Origin of the sequence: Paenarthrobacter sp. R1 (assembly GCF_030264015.1) — a bacterium.
GTDB lineage: Bacteria > Actinomycetota > Actinomycetes > Actinomycetales > Micrococcaceae > Arthrobacter > Arthrobacter ureafaciens.
This window is the reverse complement of sequence record NZ_CP127115.1, coordinates 1242834-1260664: the sequence shown is the minus strand read 5'-3', so window position 1 is coordinate 1260664 and position 17831 is coordinate 1242834. Positions and strand designations below refer to the sequence as shown.

Below are 17831 nucleotides of genomic sequence, written 5' to 3'. Positions count from 1 at the left end.
CCACCTTTCCGGTGACCCGCCGCTTTTGCGTTGTCGCGTTGGGTGCCTACGGGCGCAACGTCAACGGACGACCGCGGCCGTCCACTTCAGTTGTGGGCCACCGCTCGTCCACGGTGAGGATCTGCAACCCGCTGTCAGTGAGCAGCACCGTGTCCTCGATCTTCACCCCGGGGCCCGAGGGGTTCCACGTAAAGGGCTGGTTCAGCACGATGGTGTCCGTCACCGCGGAGGTGACCCGTGGATCCCGGCCGGCGTAGCCCGCGGGGCCGCCCTGGTGGTGCAGCGTCCACTGCTCGGGTCCGAAGCCGTGACGTTCGTAGGCCTGCTGGATCTCCGTGAAAACCTCATTCAGCCGTACCCCGGGGACAGTCGCGCGGAAGATATCTGCCTCAACTGCGGCGATTCGGGCCTCTGCGTCCAACTCCGCAGGGCTGCCGGCGTCGAAGGCCACCCACCGGGTCACATTGGCCACCAGGCCATCACGTCGAGCGCAGACCACGGCCATCGCCCGCCGCCCGATGGGGGAATGGGTGGCCAGAGGGTGCCGGAAATCGCTTCGCCCGGCACCGTTGCAGAGCAGGACCAACGGCTCGGCACCCGCGGCCACCACGCGGGCAGCGAGGCGGGAAACGAGTTCAAACTCCGTGGTGTCAGGGGTCGCTTCGCCCAGGACATCAGTCATCGCTGCGGCGGCATCGGCAGACAAGGCAGCGTAGCGGGCTGCCTCCGCAGGGAGGAGTTGCTGCCGGGCAGCCCGCAATTCCGCGGTGACGTCTCCTTCCAGCAGCGGGTTCCCGTCCGGGGCCAGGCCGGCGGCTGTGGCGTGCAGCGGTCCGTGCCAAGGAACGGTATGCAGGCTCACGTCCGCGGGCAGTTCCTCGGCAGCGATCCGTCCTGCTTCATTATTGAACGTGACCAAGTGGTCGCCCGTCCGGTCAACCAGCAGGGCGGCGATGGGGTCACCGGCCAGGCTGATGTGCACCCGGCTGCCATCCAGGTACCAGGTCAGGGCGGTGTTGCTTGTCAGCAGCAGGGCGTCCCGGCCGGAGGCGTCGAGGATGTCCAGGACGCGGCGGCGTTTGATGGCACGGTCGGCGGCGTTGCCGGGTGCCGTGCGGGACGCGGTAATGGTGCGGGTGGTCTGCGTTTGAGCGGTCATGCCGTTTCCCCCAAAGTTGCGATGAGTTGGTCAATGTCTTGTGAAGCCAGGAAGCCGTCGGCGATCAGGACCGAGACGGTGCGGTGGATGGGCTTGCCGGGTTCCACGGCCACGGGGGATTCCCAGGCAAGGGAGAGCCCCACGCCCGGGTAGCCCGAGTGCCGGACGAACCAGGGGTCGGGAGCCTGCGGGGACGCCCGGAACACGAGCGTTGCCGGGTGGCCCAGAGATTCAGCGCCATGCACGCCTGCCGGACTTCCGGCGTCGAACGTTCCCGACCAGGCCAGCCACGGCGCAACGCTGCCATGGACGGCATCCTCACCCCGCGCGTCAGCAGTCCAGATGGTGGCGTCCGCAACCTTGGGCAGGCGCCAGAAGAATCCACCGTAGCCGCCTTGCGGCCTGCCGTTCGAACCCGGGCTGCCCAGCAGCACCGTCCCGTCCGTGGCCGTCTGAAGCGTGAAGTCCAGCGTCAGTTGCCAGATGGACTGCCCGACGGCGGACCAGCGCCACTCGCGCTGCTCGCCGATCAGACGCGTGCCGTCCGGGCCAACCCAGCTCAACTGTTCCAACCGCCTGCCGTCGCCGTGGTCAACCGATTCGGTGACGATCCGGCCATGATCCTTGCGCCAGACGTAGGCGCCGGCGTCACGGGTGTACGTGCGGCCGCCCCAGAAATTGATGCCGTTCACGTCCTGCACGGCTACTCCCGCGCCGAGATGCCAGACGTGGTCCGCCGGGACGTGATCGGTCACCACCGTGCCCGCCAGGGTGCTGACGGGATGCAGGTAGGGCCGCGGCGATGACGTGGGCCGGATGCTGCTGCCGTCCTGGAAGACGGCCACCGTGGTTCCATCAATGCTTGCGGCAGGACGGGTTGCGGGGGACGCCCACGGGGCACCGAGCTCGGCAAAGGTTGCCTGCCCGAGTGCGGCGCGCCGGATCCACGACCCGATGTCGTGGACAACAGCGTGGGCATCATCGCCTTCACCCACCCAGGTGACGTGGGCCGGGTCGATGAGCCGCGGCGCCTCGGCGGTCCGGATGGCCTCCAGCACCGCCACGTAGGCCCCGGTTTTGGCGAGGGGACTGAGCAGGTCCTCCTCGGAGCGGGCTGTGATGAGGTTCTCCAGCAAGTCCGTCCGGGCGAAGTCCTGGATCCTTGTTCCCTCCGGAGACGTGATCTCCACGCGGTCCTCGGTGTAGGAGAACGTGAGTTGTCCCAGCGTTCCGTACACCGTGACGGCGGGGGCAGTCTGCACGGGCGCGCAGAGGGTCAGGGCGCACGTGAGCACGGTCCCGGCGGTGGCCACCCGGACCACCGTGGTGTCGTCGCTCTCGGTGTCGTTTGCCCTGTAGAGGTCGGTGTCCACGGACCGGACATCGGTCACCGTCTCCGCTCCGGCGAGGCGCAGCCCCGTCGCAACCGCATGGGCGAGTGCGTTGGTCGCAACGCCATCCACCACGTCCACTCCGTCCAGGCGGCGCTTTCCTGCCCAGCGGGAGCGCTTGAAATAGGCCTTGGTGCGCAGCCATTCCCCCGTGGTGCTGATGCCCCGTACCTCGCCGATCGCGCCCGTTTCCACGAGGTTCCGGATTGCAGGCACGGCGTGCGAACCCAGGCTCTGGAAACCCACTTGCACAAGCTTTCCCGCCGCACGCGCTGCGGCCAGGACTTCTTCGTAATGCGCCATGGACGCCACGGGAGGCTTCTCGAGGTAGACATTCGCGCCGGCCGCCAGGGCTTTGAGGGCCAAGGGGGCGTGGGTTTGGATGGGGGTGGAAATGATGACGACGTCGGGTGTCATGTCAGTGCCGTAAGCGGCCAGGAGGGCCTCGAGCGAGTCAAAGACGTCCACTCCTGCGGGGAGCCGGCCATCGGCCGGCGGCACGGGATCGGCCACCGCCACGAGTTCCAGTTTGCCTGCCGAGCTCAGGCGGGCGATGTTGTCGAGGTGCCGTTCGCCGAAGCCGTGCACGCCCACCAACGCGATGCGGGGGAGGCGGCCGGGAGTCAGCGATGGTTCGGGCACGGTAGCGGGCAGGGTCATGGGGCCGTCCTAGCGGGATCAGTTGAAGGTGGGGTGGCATGGGGTCGTTTTTCGCGCAGCCCGGACGCGAGGAAAGCGGCAGCCTCGTCCTGCATGGCCGGGGTAAACACATGGGGCTCGTCCCAGAAGGTGCCGGTGTACCTGCCGGGCAGATGGTGGGAGAGGTACGAGTGCGCGTCTCGCATCCCCTGCTCGGGAAAGAGGCCGTCCCGAAGCGCATACTGCGCCAATACGGACTCGGCCCGGGACCGGAGCGCGATGTCCGGCCACTCGCCCAGCTCCGCCAACCCGGGGGAGTGCAGCAGCCAGGAGTGGGCGTCCAGGTAGGCGGGCAGGAGCGAGGCAAAGGTGGTCATCATGCATGTGACGACGTAGCTGCGCACCAGCGGGCTGAGGCCGGCGAGGATCAAGGCCCGGCCGCCTCCGCCGGAGAACCCGATGCACCCCAGCCGCTCCGGATCCACTCCGGGAAGGCCGGCCAGCACATGGAGCGCGGAAAGGTCGTCGTGGGCCACGGTCCCGGCCACAGTGGTACCCATGAGGGCAGCGGCTTTGGCTACCGTTTCCTCGTGCGCCGCGGCCGCCTCGTTATACCGTTCTGCCGGTGAAGGTACGACGCCGGCCTCCCGCCACAGTGCCTCCTGTCCGGCAACGGCGTGCGCCGTTCGGTAGGGGAGCGGGTCAAGGGTGAAACCGCGGCTGCCCCACATGAAGGCATCGTGGGCCAGGACCGCGAAGCCCTGCTGGGCGAGCCAGGTTGCCAGCGGACGTCCCCCGTACAATGTCGTCCGCAAGCCCGCTGGCACGGGGCCGGGCTGATGCGCGGAGGAGGTTCCGCCGTCGGGCATTGCCACCAGCCGTTCGGCACCGTGGGATTTGATGCCGCCGTGGCAGTGCAGGGCAAGGACCCCGGGCAGGGGGCCCGAAGGTCCGGCGGGGCGCACGAACCACGCGGCGGTCCGGGGTCCAAAACCGGTCTGCCAGCCAAGGAGCGAGGTGACCACGCCGTCGTGTTCCACTTCCCGGTGCACCGTGTAATCGAGGTTCCCGCTGACGGCGGGGACGCCCAACGTCAGGGCAAGCTGCCGGGCTGCCGGCGAACTTCCCTCGAAGCCTGTACCCGGACCGGTGTTGCGCGCGGCGTAGTCCGGCCAATCTTCGTACCCGGCGATTGCGCCGGGGCGTTCCGCCGTTTCAGTCACCGGCATGGTGACGGGCCCTGGGGAACTGGGTTGATAGGAAACAATGGGAGTCCTGCTTCGCTGGGCGGAGGGTGTGCGAAACCGCACGCCGAGCTTCTTCAGCGTGGGGAAAACTTTGCATTGGCGCTACTAAGAAAACGCTTTCTCAAAAATTAGCAAAAGGCTGTACATGGGTCAAGAAAACGTTTACTTTGGTACGGAGCCGCTGAACGTCGGGATCGAAATCCCGGAAAATCAGAGGGCAGCGCCGGTTTTCTCCGGCGGTCCCGGAAGGCAGCAAGTCCCAGCACGAATTCCGTGGCAGGCCACGATGACCAAAGGAGACCACATGGCCGAAAAGCATCACCCTGAGGCGCCGTCGGGCGTTCAGGGTCTCGCAGGGAGGACGCAATGAGCGCGATTGGTGAACTCTCATCGATGACCCGACGCAAGGGTCCCATGACAAAGGAAGAGAAGAAGGCGAACGGCCGCGACAACAAGGCCGCCTACATCTTCCTTCTGCCCTGGTTGCTTGGCCTGGCGGTCATCACTGTTGGCCCCATGTTGATGTCGCTCTACCTGTCCTTCACGGACTACAACCTCTTGCAGCCGCCGGCCTGGGTTGGCTTGGACAACTTCGCCCGCATGTTCGGCGATGCGCGGCTCCATAACTCCCTGCGGGTCACCTTCACTTACGTCCTGGTGGGTGTTCCCCTGCAGCTGGCCGTGGCGCTGCTGATTGCGCTGGTCCTGGACAAGGGGCTGCGTGGTCTCCCGTTCTACCGCTCCATCTTCTACTTGCCCTCGCTCCTGGGTGGCTCGGTGGCCGTTGCCATCCTGTGGAAGCAGATCTTCGGCACCACCGGCCTGGTCAACCAGGTCCTTGCCATGATCGGCATCGAAGGCCCGGGCTGGATCTCTGACCCCAACACCGCACTAGGTTCGATCATCCTGCTGCACGTGTGGACCTTCGGCAGCCCCATGATCATCTTCCTGGCCGGCCTTCGGCAGATTCCGAACATGTACTACGAGGCTGCCGAAGTTGACGGTGCCACCACCATGCAGAAGTTCTGGCGGATCACCATTCCCATGCTGAGCCCGATCATCTTCTTCAACCTCGTGCTCCAGATCATTGGATCCTTCCAGTCGTTCACGCAGGCGTTCATCGTCTCCGGTGGCAATGGCGGTCCGTCGGACTCCACCATGTTCTTCACGCTGTACCTGTACCAGAAGGGCTTTGGCCAGTTCGACATGGGCTACGCCTCAGCGATGGCCTGGTTCCTGCTGGTCATCATCGGTGCCTTCACGGCCATCAACTTCATCGCTTCAAAGTATTGGGTGTTCTACGATGACTAAAACTCAGACCCTGCCTCCCGCATCCGGTTCTTCCGCCGACAAGCCCGGCAAGACCCCGCGCCGCCGTGAATCACCCGGAGGCCTTGCCTTCAGCCGGAGCGCACGCGTCAAAGGACTCATCAAGCACGCCATCCTGATCCTGGTGGGTGGCATCATGATCTACCCGCTGCTGTGGATGGTGGTCTCCTCCCTGCGGCCCAACGACCTCATCTTCCGCGAGCCCGGCCTCTGGCTGCAGAACCTGGAGATGAGCAACTACACGGACGGTTGGTCTGCGCTGACTCACCCGTTCGGCCACTACATGGTCAACTCGGCGATCGTGGTGCTGGGCTCGATCATCGGCAACCTGATTTCGTGCTCCATGGCGGCGTACGCGTTCGCAAGGCTTCAGTTCACGGGCAAGAAGCTCTTCTTCGGCATCATGTTGTTGACCATCATGCTGCCGTTCCACGTGGTGATCGTTCCGCAGTACATCCTGTTCTCCCAGATCGGATGGGTGAACACGTTCTGGCCGCTCATCGTTCCCAAGCTGCTGGCAACGGACGCGTTCTTCGTCTTCCTGATGGTCCAGTTCATCCGCGGTATTCCGAAGGAGCTTGACGAGGCTGCCAGGATCGACGGCGCCGGTCACCCGAGGATCTTCCTCCGCGTCATCCTTCCCTTGATGGTCCCGGCCCTGGCCACCACCACCATCTTCACGTTCATCTGGACGTGGAACGACTTCTTCAGCGCGCTGATCTACCTGACGGATCCGGACATGTTCACGGTTCCTGTTGCCCTCCGCGCGTTCGTGGACTCGCAGTCCGCCACCAGCTGGGGATCGCTGTTCGCGATGTCCATCGTGTCCCTGCTTCCCGTTTTCCTGGTGTTCCTGTTCGGCCAGCGGTTCCTGATCAAAGGCATCGCCACCACGGGCATCAAGTAGACCAATCAGGCGCCCCGCCTGCGGGGAGGGACCGGTATGCGCCGGCTCCTCCCATGCAATCCAGCCAGCAAGAAATACTTGTCACACAAGCTTGTGACTTGTATCATAAATTCAATGAGAAAACGCTTTCTCACCACAGTGGATCAAAGAGGATCGGAGACTACAGTGCCGTTATTTCCAAAGGGTGGAGCAGTCGCCCGCGCAGCATCGCCGGAGACGCGCGCGCAGGAGCCCAAGGCCAGGAAGTCCGGGCGCAAACTTCGCGCCTCCGCCATTATCGCAGCCACGGCGGCAGCCGTCCTGGCCCTCAGCGCCTGTGGTGGAGGGTCGGAGGCCAAGAGTGCCGACGGCAAGGTGGAGCTTCGCTTCTCCTGGTGGGGAGGGGACAAGCGCGCACAGCTGACCCAGGAAGCCATCAAGGCCTTCGAAGCGGAGAACCCGAATATCACCATCAAGGCTGAATACGGCGACTGGTCCGGCTACTGGGACAAGCTCGCCACGCAGGTGGCGGCCAACGACGCCCCGGACATCATCCAGATGGACGAAAAGTACATCACCGAATACTCCAGCCGTGGCGCGTTGCTTGACCTCTCCAAGTACCAGATCGATACTTCCAAGCTCGATGAAGCGGCCCTGAATGCGGGCAAGGGTCCCAAGGGCCTCACCGGCATTGCCGCCGGCATCAACGCAGCAACCATCCTCGCGAACCCGGCCGTTTTCAAGGCCGCCGGCGTGGAGCTCCCGGATGACAAGACCTGGACCTGGGATGACTTCGAGCGCATCGCCGCCGAGGTTACCGAGAAGTCCCCCAAGGGCACCTACGGTGCAGCAGCCTACGGCACTGACGAAGCGTCGCTCGGCGTGTGGCTGCGCCAAAACGGCAAGTCCCTCTACACCGAAGACGGCAAGCTCGGCTTCGAGCCGTCCGACATCGCCGGCTACTGGGACAACCTGAAGAAGTTGAGCGAGAAGAAGGCTGTACCGTCGGCGTCGGAAATCATCGAAGCTGAAGCCGCACCGCTGGACCAGAGCGGACTGGCAACCGGCAAGAACGGCATGGCCTTCTGGTGGTCCAACCAGCTGCCTGCCTTGGAGAAGGCTTCCGGCGGCGAGCTGGAGATCCTCCGCTTCCCGTCCAAGACCGGCAGGGCTGAGGATGTTGGGCTCTGGTACAAGGCTTCACAGTTCTGGTCTGCCTCATCGCGGACCAAGCACCCCGAAGAGGCCGCCAAGTTCATCGACTTCCTGACCAACAACGTCAAGGCCGGCGAGATCCTCCTGGCTGACCGCGGTGTGTACCCGAACTCGGATGTCCGCGAGGCGATCAAGACCAAGCTGGCTCCCGCGGACACCAAGGTGGTGGACTTCATCAGCGAGATCCAGCCGGAGCTCGGTGAAGCTCCCGCCGCTCCGCCGAAGGGCGCCGGTGCCATCCAGGAGATCATCAAGCGCTACACCTCAGAGGTCCTGTTCAACAGGCTCTCCACCGAGGAAGCGGGCAAGAAGGCTTCGGATGAAATGAAGTCCGCGATCGGGGCCTAGCTCCACCGCATCCCTCAGCGCACTTCCCTCAGCGCCCCGGGTGAATCGTAAAGATTCGCCCGGGGCGCTTTCGCGTCCCCAGCCCCAACCAGGTCGCATTAGAGCGCGTTGAGAACGTTCAGAACGCGCCCTGCTGCGACCTGCTTGGGTCAGTCTTCGGCAATGACAGCCACGGCTCCGGCAGGCACAACGCCCGTGAAGCGCTGGCCGCCCAGCAGCTCCACGCCGTCGGACTTCACCGCCACGTCCTCCCGGCTGTGGTTGATGGCGAACAGGAAGTTGCGGCCGTCCGCGGAGCGGCGGCGGACAAGCTCGACGGCGGCAGAAGCTTCCGCTGCCGAGGTCACCTTTGCCTCCTCCAGCAAGCGCGCGGTGAGTGCATCGACGCCGTCCGCATCCGGGAGGGTCGCGAGGTACCACGCCGAGCCGGCGCCCGTGGCCCGGCGGGTCACGGCAGGTACGCCCTCGAGCGGGTAGTGCGTGAACGTGGAAAGGACCTCGGTGGCTTCGAGCGCCTGTACCTGTTCGCTCCACACCGAGCCGGCAGTTCCATCGCTCAAGGTCACCGGCGTGCCGGGGAAGAGCGGGTGGAACTCCTCGGTCCGGATTCCCAGCAGTTCCCGGAACGCGCCCGGGTAGCCGCCCAACCGGATGTGATCGCGTTCGTCCACGATCCCGCTGAAGTAGCTGATGAGGACGGTTGCTCCGTCGCTTGCTGCGGCGGCGACGGACCCGGCGGCTTCGTCCGTAACCGAGTACAGCGTGCAAACGAGGATGAGGTCGTAACCGCCCAGGTCCGCGGAGGGGTGGACAAAGTCGACGGTCACGCCGCGGAGGTACAGGGCGCGGTGGAATGCCCGCATTGTGTCTAGGTATTTGACGCCTTGGCTGGGGTGCGAGTCGAGCTCGGAAGCCCACCAGGCCTCGTAATCGAAGACGATGGCAACGCGCGAATCAACGCGCGAACCCTTGACCGGCTCCAGTCTGCGCAGGGCGTCCCCGAGGTCCACCACGTTGCGCCAGACCTGGGTGTTGCGGCCGCCGTGCGGCACCATGGCCGAGTGGAATTTCTCCGAACCGGCCTTGCTTTGGCGCCATTGGAAGAACATGACGGCGTCCGCTCCGCGCGCGACGTGGGCCAGTGAGTTGCGCAGCATTTCGCCGGGCATCTTGGGTTGGTTGTAAGGCTGCCAGTTCACGGCCGACGTCGAATGTTCCATGAGGATCCATGGGTTGCCGCCGGCGACGCCGCGGGTCAGGTCGGCGCTGAAGGCGAGTTCGATTTCCCGTTCGGGATCGGCGGCCACCAGGTAGTGGTCGTTGGCGATGACATCCATGTCCTTGGCCCAGTCGAAGTAGTCCAGGGTTTTGGTTGCGCTGGCGACCATGAAGTTGGTGGTTGCCGGGACATCGGGGGTGACCTCGCGCAGTACTGCCAGCAGCTCGCGGTAGTAGTCCATGAAGGCCCGGGAGTTGAAGCGTGCGAAGTCCAGTTGCTGGCCCGGGTTGAGCGTGGTGGGGGCCAGGCCCGGCGGGATGATCTCGTCGAAGGATGCATAGTGCTGGGACCAGAAGGCTGTGCCCCACGCTTCGTTCAACGCATCAATGCTGCCGTAGCGGCGCTCAAGCCACAGGCGGAAAGCGGCTGCATCCTCTTCGCCGTAGAACTCGCCGACGTGGCAGCCGAGTTCGTTGTCGACGTGCCACAGTGCCAGCACCGGGTGGTCCTTGTAGCGTTCGGCGATGACCCGCGTCATGGTTGTGGCGTACCGGCGGTACACCGACGACGACGGCGAGTAGTGCCGTCGCGAGCCCCGTTCCAGCCGGGTTCCTTCCGCAGTGACGGGAAGGATTTCGGGATGCTTGCGGGCAAGCCATGCCGGGGGAGATGCGGTGGCGGTGGCCAGGGCCACCTTGATGCCCGCGCCGTGGAGATTGTCCAGGACATCATCGAGCCAGGCGAAGTCGTAATTGCCTTCGCTTGGCTCAAGGAGGCCCCAGGAAAAGATGGCAACGCTCAGCAGGTTGACGCCGGCCTCTTTCATCAGATCGATGTCTTCGAGCCGGACGTGTTCGGGCCACTGTTCGGGGTTGTAGTCACCGCCGTATCCAAGCCCGCGGATGCTGCTCCAAACGGACGGACCGCGTGGTGTTTCAGGTGAAAGCAAGGGGACTCCTTCGTCGATTCTGCGGTGGTGGCAGGGATATGCGGGGCATGGTGCGGCCGGAAACCTGAAAACCACCCTTCTTGGAAAACGCTTGCCCAGATCTCCGATTGGGGCTATTGTATCGTTTCAGAAAGAGTGTAAGCGAGATCACTGCCACGTTGGACGGATCACATGGGGCTTGCACCGACTGAGCAAGGAGGCTCTCATGATCAACAGAAGGAATTTCCTCACCACGGTGGCCATGGGCGCGGCATCGGCTGCGTTCCTCGCCGCCTGCGGGCAGTCTTCGTCGGCGGGACAGACCGGTTCTGCCGAGAATCCGGTGACCATCACCTACACGTGGTGGGGCAACGACGACCGTGCGGAGCGCACCCGCAAGGCCATAGCGCTGTTCGAGTCCAAGAACCCGGACATCAAGGTCAACGGCAACTTCACCGACTTCAACGGGTACTGGCAAAAGCGTGCCACGGAAGCCGCAGGCGGCGGTTTGCCGGACGTCATGCAGTGGGATTTGTCCTACCTGCGCGACTACGGCCAGCGCAACCAGCTCCTGGACCTCAGCACGGTCAAGATCAACACCGACGCCTTTGACAAGTCCCTTCTTCCCTCCGGGCAGATCCGCGGCAAGACCTTCGGCATCCCCACCAGCACCAACGCCTTCGCCGTCTACTACGACCCCGCAAAGCTCAAGTCCCTGGGCATCGCGGAACCGGACGGCAGCTGGAACTACAAGGAATTCAACGCCTTCCTCACGGAGGTCGGCTCCAAGGGCAACGGCACGCTGTTCGGTGGTACCGACTACACAGGGGTGTGGTGGAACTTCAACATCTGGCTGCGTCAGAACAACATCCAGGCCTTCACCGATGAAGGCAAACTGGGCTTCTCCAAGGACGACCTGAAGAAGTGGTGGAACCTGGCCGCCGACCTCCGCGGCACCGGGGCCATTGTGGGCGAGGACAAGGTGACCCAGTTGCTGCCGAAGTCTCCCTTTGGCTCCAATGTCACGGCAACCGAGGTCACGTGGGACAACTTCATGGCCGGATACCTCGCTGACAGCGGCGCCAAGGAACTGAAACTGGTTCCTGTCCCGTCGGACGATCCGGACAACCTGGGGCTCTTCCTCAAGCCCTCCATGCTCATGGTTGCCAGCGCGAAGACCAAGTACAAGGACGCAGCCGCCCGCTTCATCGACTTCATGGTCAACGACCCCGAGGTGGGGCAGATCTTCAAGACCTCCCGCGGTGTTCCGGCGTCGAAGACCCAGCGCGACGGCACCACGTTCGAAGGCACGGACAAGCTGGTGGTGGATTACGAGAAGTCCATCGAGAAGTACCTCAAAGATGCTCCCGAGCCGCCGATCGTCGGTTTCGGCACCTTGGAGACTTCCTTCAAGCGCATCAGTTCTGAACTGAACTACGGCAAGCTGACCGTGGACAGTGCCGCAGACGCGTGGTTCAAGGAAGCCGAAGACCTCATCAAGCAGAACGCCTGATACAGGCTTTCCCCAACCAACGGACGTAACTCGTGACTCAAAGCCCAACCCTGAGCAGGCGCCCCCGGACGTCCGCCGCCCCGCAACCGCGCAAGTCGCGGCGGCGCGGCGCGGATGCCCGCGCCGGCTACACGTTCCTTTTGCCCTGGTTGCTCGGATTCATCGCCCTCACCGTAGGGCCCATGATTTCCTCGCTCTACCTCTCCTTTACCAACTACAACCTCTTCGAAGCTCCCAAGTGGATAGGTTTTGACAATTACGCCACCCTTTTCCAGGACGAGCGCTTCCTGCAATCGGTGGGAGTGACCCTGAGCTACGTGGTCTTCGGTACCCCGTTGAAGCTCGCAGCCGCTTTGGCGATCGCCATGCTGCTCAACAGCAAGCGCAAGGGCCAGGGCTTCTACCGTTCAGCGTTCTACGCTCCCTCCCTGATCGGCGCGTCGGTCTCGATCGCCATCGTCTGGAAAGCCATGTTCGGTGACTCGGGACCCGTGGATCAGGGGTTGTCCTTCTTCGGGATCAACCTGGGCGGCTGGGTGGGCAACCCTTCCATGACGATGCCCATGATGATCCTGCTCACCGTCTGGCAGTTCGGTGCTCCGATGGTTATCTTCCTGGCCGGCCTCAAGCAGATCCCGGCGGATCTCTATGAGGCAGCGTCCATGGACGGTGCCGGGCCGGTGCGGAAGTTCTTCAACATCACTTGGCCCATGCTGTCGCCGGTGATCTTCTTCAACCTGCTGATGGAAACCATCCACGCGTTCCAGATCTTCGCCTCGGCCTACATCATCTCCAACGGTGAAGGCGGGCCTGCCGGCTCCACCCTCTTCTACACGCTCTACCTTTACCTGCGCGGCTTCAGCGATTTCCGGATGGGCTACGCTTCGGCGATGGCCTGGCTCCTGGTGATCGTGGTCGGCGTGATCACGCTGATCTTCTTCAAGACGTCCAAGCAGTGGGTCCACTACAGCGGTGATTCAAAATGACAACAACGGCAACTCCCATGCAGTCGGCACCTGCGCCCGCACCGGCTCCCGCCTACAACCCAAAGTCGGAATCCGGAACGGCAAAGCGCGTCAAGAGCATCATCTTCCACGTTGTCGCCCTGGCGCTGGTAGCGATCGTGCTGTATCCGGCTTTGTGGATGATTGCCTCATCCTTCAAGCCCAATTCGGAGATCGGCGGCGGCAACACAGCCCTGTGGTCCGCCAACTTCAGCTTCGACAACTTCATCACCGCCATGGACGGGATCGGCGGGGTCAGCACGCTGACGTTCTTCACCAACTCGTTGGTCCTGGCCGTCGGGGCGGTGGTGGGGACCATCCTCTCCGCCAGTGTTTCCGCCTACGCGTTCGCCCGGATCAACTTCCCGGGGCGCGGCTTGTTCTTCGGCATGATGATTGCCACCCTTCTGCTGCCCTTCCACGTGGTGATCATTCCGCAGTACATCGTGTTCCAGCAGCTGGGACTGGTGGATACGTACGTGCCGTTGCTGATCGGCAAGTTCCTCGCAGCCGATGCCTTCTTCGTCTTCCTGATGGTGCAGTTCATGCGGAACCTGCCTGCTGAACTGGACGAAGCAGCGCGCATCGACGGTGCCGGGCATGTGCGGATCTTCGGCTCGATCATGCTCCCGCTGATGAAGCCGGCACTGATTTCCACGTCCATCTTCTCCTTCATCTGGAGCTGGAACGACTTCCTGGGTCCGCTGCTGTACCTCAACACCCCGGAAAAGTATCCGCTCCCGCTCGCCTTGCGGTTGTTCGTGGACCAGACACAGTCCTCCGACTACGGCGCAATGATTGCCATGTCGGTCCTCGCCCTGCTGCCGGTGCTGGTGTTCTTCCTGATCTTCCAGCGCTACATCGTCGAAGGCGTTTCAACCCAAGGCCTCAAGGGCTAGGAGAAGGCACATGAGCATCATGGACACCACTGGACAGTCTTCGGACAAGCCGGGCATCCCGGTCAACCGCTTTGCCCTCTTTTCCGAAGCCATCCTCGCCGGCGTCATAGTGCTCCTGTTGTCCCTGCCGTTGGTGACGTTGCCCGCGGCCTATGCTGCCGGCGTCGCGCACCTCGAGAGGCACCTCAGCGGCAGGGACGATTCCCTCAAAACCCTGTGGCGGAACTTCCGCCTGGCACTGCCCGGCAGTTGGAAGTTCGGGATCACGACGGCGGCAGCCGGCGTCGTGATTGTCCTGAACCTGCTGCTTGCACTGGTGGGGCAACTGCCGGGACGCTCGCTGATCCTGCCGGCGACAGTCGCGCTGGCCGCCGTGGGCGCCGTCCTGCTGCTGAGGATCGCCGCGGGTTGGAGCGGCCGGGAAGAGATTGCAGGCCGGGACCGCTGGGCAGCCGCGTACTCGAACGCCAAGGAAGAAATGCTGCGCGACTGGTCGGGCACGCTGTTGCTGCTTGCAGCGATGGGCATGGCCGTGGTGTTCGTGTGGATGCTTCAGGCGCTCTTTGTGATTGTTCCCGGAACGCTGGTCCTCGCCGCAGCCGCCATCAAGATCCGATCCCGCTCATAGGAGCTGACCCCAGCCTTGCCGCCGCGCCCGTTTTCCCAGCGCTTCACTTCCCGACGTCCTGCTCCAGCCCCTCCTGATCCGGAGACGTGGCACTACCCGCTCCGGCAGCACAACTACCGCATCTTCGTTGCACTGACGCTGGCCGGCAGCGGCGGCGTCTGGATGCAGCGGCTCGCGCAGGATTGGCTGGTCCTGCAACTGACCGGAAGCCCCGCAGCGGTGGGGCTGGCCGTGGCACTCCAATTCCTGCCCATGCTGGTGGTGGGTCCGCTCAGCGGCGTGCTGGTGGATCTCTTTCCCAAACGCCGGATCCTGTTGGCCTGCCAATCGGTGGCAACGGTGCTGGCAGCGGGACTGGCCGCTTGGAGCGCAACCGGCGGAACCGACGTCGGGGTTGTCTACGCCAGCTGCATCATCCTTGGCGTCACCACCGCCATCGACGGGCCTGCGCGGCAGGTCTTCGTCAACGAGGTAGTCGGGGACCGGGGCCTGCCCGCAGCGATCGGGCTCAACAGCGCCATAGGACAACTCGGCGCAATGCTGGGGCCCGCCCTTGCCGGCGTCGTGATCGCCCAGGCCGGACCGGCGGCGGCGTTTGCGGCCAATGCCGGTATTGGGGTCGCGGTCCTGGCCATGATCGTGGCGATCCGTCCGGCAGAGTTGCACCATGGTGCCGACAACCACAACCCGCTCCCGCGCACCAACGGCCGGCGGCAGATCCTGGCCGGCTTCCATTTCGTGTGTGCCCGTCCGCCGCTCCTCCTCACCATGATCCTGGCCGGGCTGATGGGTGCTTTCGGGATGAACGGGCCCGTGGTGCTGGCCGCGTTCGCTGACCGGGTATGGCACAGCGGCCCCGCGGGTTTCGGCCTCTTCAACACGGTCAGCGCCTTGGGAGCGTTGACGGGGGCGTTGCTGGCTACACGGATCAAACGCTTCGGCCGCAAGGGAATCGTGGCCAGCGCCGGGCTGTTCGGCCTGTCCCAGTTGCTGGTGGCCTTGATGCCCACCCAGGAATCATTCGTTGTGATGCTGGTGGTGGTGGGCTTTATGACCCTGCTGTTCCTGACAAGTGCCGCTACTGCGGTGCAACTTGAGGCAGGATCACACGTCCGGGGCAGGGTGCTGGCACTGTACTTTCCCCTCCTGCTGGGTGGGCATGCCGTGGGCGGCTTGCTGGCCGGATGGCTGACGGAGGAGTTCGGCGTTCGCACCGGATTGGTGGTCACGGGCGCATTGGGGATGGCCTCCGCTGCGGTGGTTGCCGTGTTGCTGCGCAGGCGCTCGCGAGCCTAGGCGACCAAGCCTTCGATCTCCTCTGGCGTGAGCGTTCCATCGCTGATCCAGACTGTGATGGTGCGGCTCAGGCTCTGGCCTGCAGCGAGGTCCACCGGTGAATCCCAAGCCAAGGCTGAACCCACCGCCGGGTATTGGTTGAGGCGCACGAACCACGGATCCGTGGACTCGGCGGGCGCGCCGAACACCAGAGTCGCCGGGCCGCCGTCGAAATCCCCGGTCCACGCCAGCCACGGCGCCACCGTACCGTGCACGTCAGGTTCGCCCTCGGCTGTGGAGGAGAAGACGCGGGCCGAACCGTTGGCGGGCAACCGCCAGAAGAAGCCGCCGTAGCCACTGCCGGTTGCGCCATGCGAGCCCGGGCTGCCCAAGGAGCAATCAACGACGCCGGTCAGCTCGGTCCGGATGTCCAGTCGCCACGTGCGGTGGTCAATGGAAGTACGTTCGAAGCTCCGCACTTCCCGGAGGAGAGCGGAACCGTCGGCGCCGATCCATTGCAGGTCCAGCGTGGTCTTGCCCGGTCCTCGATCGATGCTTTGGAAGGCGATCCGGCCGTGGTCCTCGAGGTCCACGTACCTGCCGGCGCTGCGACGGTAGCTGCGGCCGCCCCAGAAATTGGTGCCATTGACGTCCTGGAGGGCGAACCCGGCACCGAGATGCCACGCGTGGTCCACGGGCATGTGGTCGGTAACAACTGTTCCCGCGAGCGTGGAGACCGGGTGCAGGTAGGGCCGCGGTGAGAGCTCGTTCCAGAGCGTTGAACCGCGTTGCAGGGACGCCTCCGGGGAATCCGTGAAGAGCGGCTCTGTGCCGGTCGAATCCCGACAGGCCCAGGAGACCCCGAGCTCGGAGAACGTGGCGTGGGCTTTTGTGGCCCGTTCCAGGATCTCTTCGATCCCGGGAAGTACCGCGTGGGCCTGTTGGCCCGTTCCCACCCAGTTCACTGCATCGGACGGGATGGCGGTCGGTGGTTCAGCTGTTCGGACGGCTTCCAGGACCTTCATGAAGGCGCCGCTGTGATCCAGCGGGCTCAGGAGCGGGGTGCCTTCGGAAAGATGGCTCAGGAGGTTCTCCGTCAGGTCGTCCCGTCCGAACTCCCGTGTTGCTTCGCCGGCCTCGGTGCGGACGGTCACGCGGTCCTCGGTGTAGTGGAACACCGCCGTTCCTTCAGTGCCGTGCAGTTTGACGTACGGTTCCACCGATTCTGAAGCGCAGAGCGTCAGGGCACAGGTGATCGGCAGCCCCTGGACGGTGCGCATGCGGATCACGGAGGTGTCGTCGGCTTCTATGTCGTTGGCCCGGTAAAGATCGGTATCCACCGATTGGAGGTCGGCTGCGGTGCGGGCCCCTGCGATCCGCAGTGCCGTGGCAATGGCGTGGGCCAACGGGTTGGTTGCCACGCCATCCACCACGTCCACGCCATCCAGGCTACGTTTTCCGGCCCATCGTGACCGGGCGTAGTAGGCCCGGTCGCGCACCCAGCGGCCTGTAGCCGATATCCCTTTGAGCCTGCCGATTGAGGGGAAGTCTGCGGTTGCTTCACCCTTGGCGAGCTGCTCCAGCGCCTTGAGGGCGTGGGAGCCAAGGCTCTGGAAGCCGATCTGGACACTCTTGCCGGCTTTCCCGGCAGCCTCCTGCAGGTGGAGGAAGTCCTTCATGGAAGCAACGGGAGGTTTCTCAAGGTAGAGGTGGGCCGAGGAAGCCAGCACGGACAAAGCAAGTGGTGCATGGGTCTGGATGGGGGTGGCAACAATAACCACGTCCGGCCTGTGGTCCGCAGCCAGGAGAGCGTCCAGGTCCGGATAGACAGCCGTTGTGCCGGGCAGGGTGCCTGCGGCGGGCGGGTTGGGGTCGGCCACGGCAACGAGGTCCACCAGTTTTTCGCCGCTGAGCCGTGCCAGGTTGTGCAGGTGGTGTTCGCCGAATCCGTGGACGCCAACCAGTGCAACCCGGGTGCTTCCGGAGGAGGCGGGGGACACCTTCACGGACGAGTTTGGCGAATCGGTTGACGGCGTGCCCATGGGTCTCCTCTGGCGTTTCACAACAGCCGGCTGGACGAGGGGCGGATGACGCCATCGTCACGTCCGGAGTTGGTTCGGGCCTTCAGGTTATCGCCTCGGTGCCGGCTGC

General features: G+C 64.3%; 13 protein-coding genes. 8 read left to right on the top strand and 5 right to left on the bottom strand.

The features are described 5' to 3' along the window. Window positions 1-46 precede the first annotated feature (46 nt). Genes QN084_RS05955 through QN084_RS05945 form a run of 3 tightly spaced genes read right to left on the bottom strand, consistent with a single transcriptional unit; the run spans window position 47 to window position 4418 of the window. Entirely contained in the window at window positions 47-1159 is a 1113-nt protein-coding gene (locus QN084_RS05955; protein WP_069695905.1) for a M24 family metallopeptidase, read from the bottom strand. Further along, entirely contained in the window at window positions 1156-3210 is a 2055-nt protein-coding gene (locus QN084_RS05950; RefSeq protein WP_062097817.1) for a DUF6807 family protein, read from the bottom strand. The genes QN084_RS05955 and QN084_RS05950 overlap by 4 nt, the downstream gene beginning before the upstream one ends. Beyond that, window positions 3207-4418 carry an acetylxylan esterase gene (locus QN084_RS05945; protein WP_069695904.1) on the bottom strand — a complete coding sequence of 404 codons (1212 nt, stop codon included), beginning with the start codon at window positions 4416-4418 and terminating at the stop codon, window positions 3207-3209. The genes QN084_RS05950 and QN084_RS05945 overlap by 4 nt, the downstream gene beginning before the upstream one ends. A gap of 384 nt (window positions 4419-4802) precedes the next feature. Between QN084_RS05945 and QN084_RS05940 the strand changes: the two genes are divergently transcribed. The 3 genes from QN084_RS05940 to QN084_RS05930 all read left to right on the top strand — a co-directional run bounded on the left by QN084_RS05940 (window position 4803) and on the right by QN084_RS05930 (window position 8214). Further along, the gene (locus QN084_RS05940; RefSeq protein WP_021474328.1) at window positions 4803-5747 is read left to right on the top strand and encodes a carbohydrate ABC transporter permease; all 945 of its coding nucleotides are present in this window, start codon (window positions 4803-4805) and stop codon (window positions 5745-5747) included. Continuing rightward, entirely contained in the window at window positions 5740-6672 is a 933-nt protein-coding gene (locus QN084_RS05935; protein ID WP_021474329.1) for a carbohydrate ABC transporter permease, read from the top strand. The genes QN084_RS05940 and QN084_RS05935 overlap by 8 nt, the downstream gene beginning before the upstream one ends. A gap of 165 nt (window positions 6673-6837) precedes the next feature. Further along, window positions 6838-8214 (top strand): ABC transporter substrate-binding protein, encoded by a 1377-nt coding sequence (locus QN084_RS05930; protein WP_062097812.1) that lies wholly within the window; start codon window positions 6838-6840, stop codon window positions 8212-8214. Window positions 8215-8363: 149 nt separating this feature from the next. On the opposite strand, the gene QN084_RS05925 is transcribed toward QN084_RS05930, so the two are convergent. After that, window positions 8364-10382: a beta-galactosidase gene (locus QN084_RS05925; protein WP_069695903.1), complete on the bottom strand. Its 2019-nt coding sequence runs from the start codon at window positions 10380-10382 to the stop codon at window positions 8364-8366. 205 nt (window positions 10383-10587) lie between these two features. On the opposite strand from QN084_RS05925, the gene QN084_RS05920 reads away from it, so the two are divergent. The 5 genes from QN084_RS05920 to QN084_RS05900 are packed head-to-tail and all read left to right on the top strand — an operon-like array spanning window position 10588 to window position 15701. After that, window positions 10588-11874, top strand: coding sequence for an ABC transporter substrate-binding protein (locus tag QN084_RS05920; RefSeq protein WP_021474332.1), 1287 nt, complete (start codon window positions 10588-10590; stop codon window positions 11872-11874). A 32-nt stretch (window positions 11875-11906) separates the two neighbouring features. Continuing rightward, window positions 11907-12860 (top strand): carbohydrate ABC transporter permease, encoded by a 954-nt coding sequence (locus QN084_RS05915; protein ID WP_021474333.1) that lies wholly within the window; start codon window positions 11907-11909, stop codon window positions 12858-12860. After that, window positions 12857-13777, top strand: coding sequence for a carbohydrate ABC transporter permease (locus QN084_RS05910; protein WP_069695902.1), 921 nt, complete (start codon window positions 12857-12859; stop codon window positions 13775-13777). Before QN084_RS05915 ends, QN084_RS05910 begins: the two co-directional genes overlap by 4 nt. A gap of 10 nt (window positions 13778-13787) precedes the next feature. Beyond that, on the top strand, window positions 13788-14405 hold the full coding sequence (locus QN084_RS05905; protein WP_069695901.1) for a Poxvirus protein I5: 618 nt from the start codon (window positions 13788-13790) through the stop codon (window positions 14403-14405). A 15-nt stretch (window positions 14406-14420) separates the two neighbouring features. Beyond that, window positions 14421-15701, top strand: coding sequence for an MFS transporter (locus tag QN084_RS05900; RefSeq protein WP_083261959.1), 1281 nt, complete (start codon window positions 14421-14423; stop codon window positions 15699-15701). Here QN084_RS05900 and QN084_RS05895 read toward each other — a convergent pair. Beyond that, complete coding sequence (locus QN084_RS05895; protein WP_069695900.1) at window positions 15698-17722, bottom strand: DUF6807 family protein; 2025 nt, start codon at window positions 17720-17722, stop codon at window positions 15698-15700. The two genes, QN084_RS05900 and QN084_RS05895, sit on opposite strands and share 4 nt — an antisense overlap. Between the last annotated feature and the right edge of the window lie 109 nt (window positions 17723-17831).

Coding starts and splice junctions, on each gene's coding strand:
- QN084_RS05955 (WP_069695905.1), bottom strand. CDS start 1,159: ATGACCGCTCAAACGCAGACCACCCGCACCATTACCGCGTCCCGCACG.
- QN084_RS05950 (WP_062097817.1), bottom strand. CDS start 3,210: ATGACCCTGCCCGCTACCGTGCCCGAACCATCGCTGACTCCCGGCCGC.
- QN084_RS05945 (WP_069695904.1), bottom strand. CDS start 4,418: ATGCCGGTGACTGAAACGGCGGAACGCCCCGGCGCAATCGCCGGGTAC.
- QN084_RS05940 (WP_021474328.1), top strand. CDS start 4,803: ATGAGCGCGATTGGTGAACTCTCATCGATGACCCGACGCAAGGGTCCC.
- QN084_RS05935 (WP_021474329.1), top strand. CDS start 5,740: ATGACTAAAACTCAGACCCTGCCTCCCGCATCCGGTTCTTCCGCCGAC.
- QN084_RS05920 (WP_021474332.1), top strand. CDS start 10,588: ATGATCAACAGAAGGAATTTCCTCACCACGGTGGCCATGGGCGCGGCA.
- QN084_RS05910 (WP_069695902.1), top strand. CDS start 12,857: ATGACAACAACGGCAACTCCCATGCAGTCGGCACCTGCGCCCGCACCG.
- QN084_RS05905 (WP_069695901.1), top strand. CDS start 13,788: ATGAGCATCATGGACACCACTGGACAGTCTTCGGACAAGCCGGGCATC.
- QN084_RS05895 (WP_069695900.1), bottom strand. CDS start 17,722: ATGGGCACGCCGTCAACCGATTCGCCAAACTCGTCCGTGAAGGTGTCC.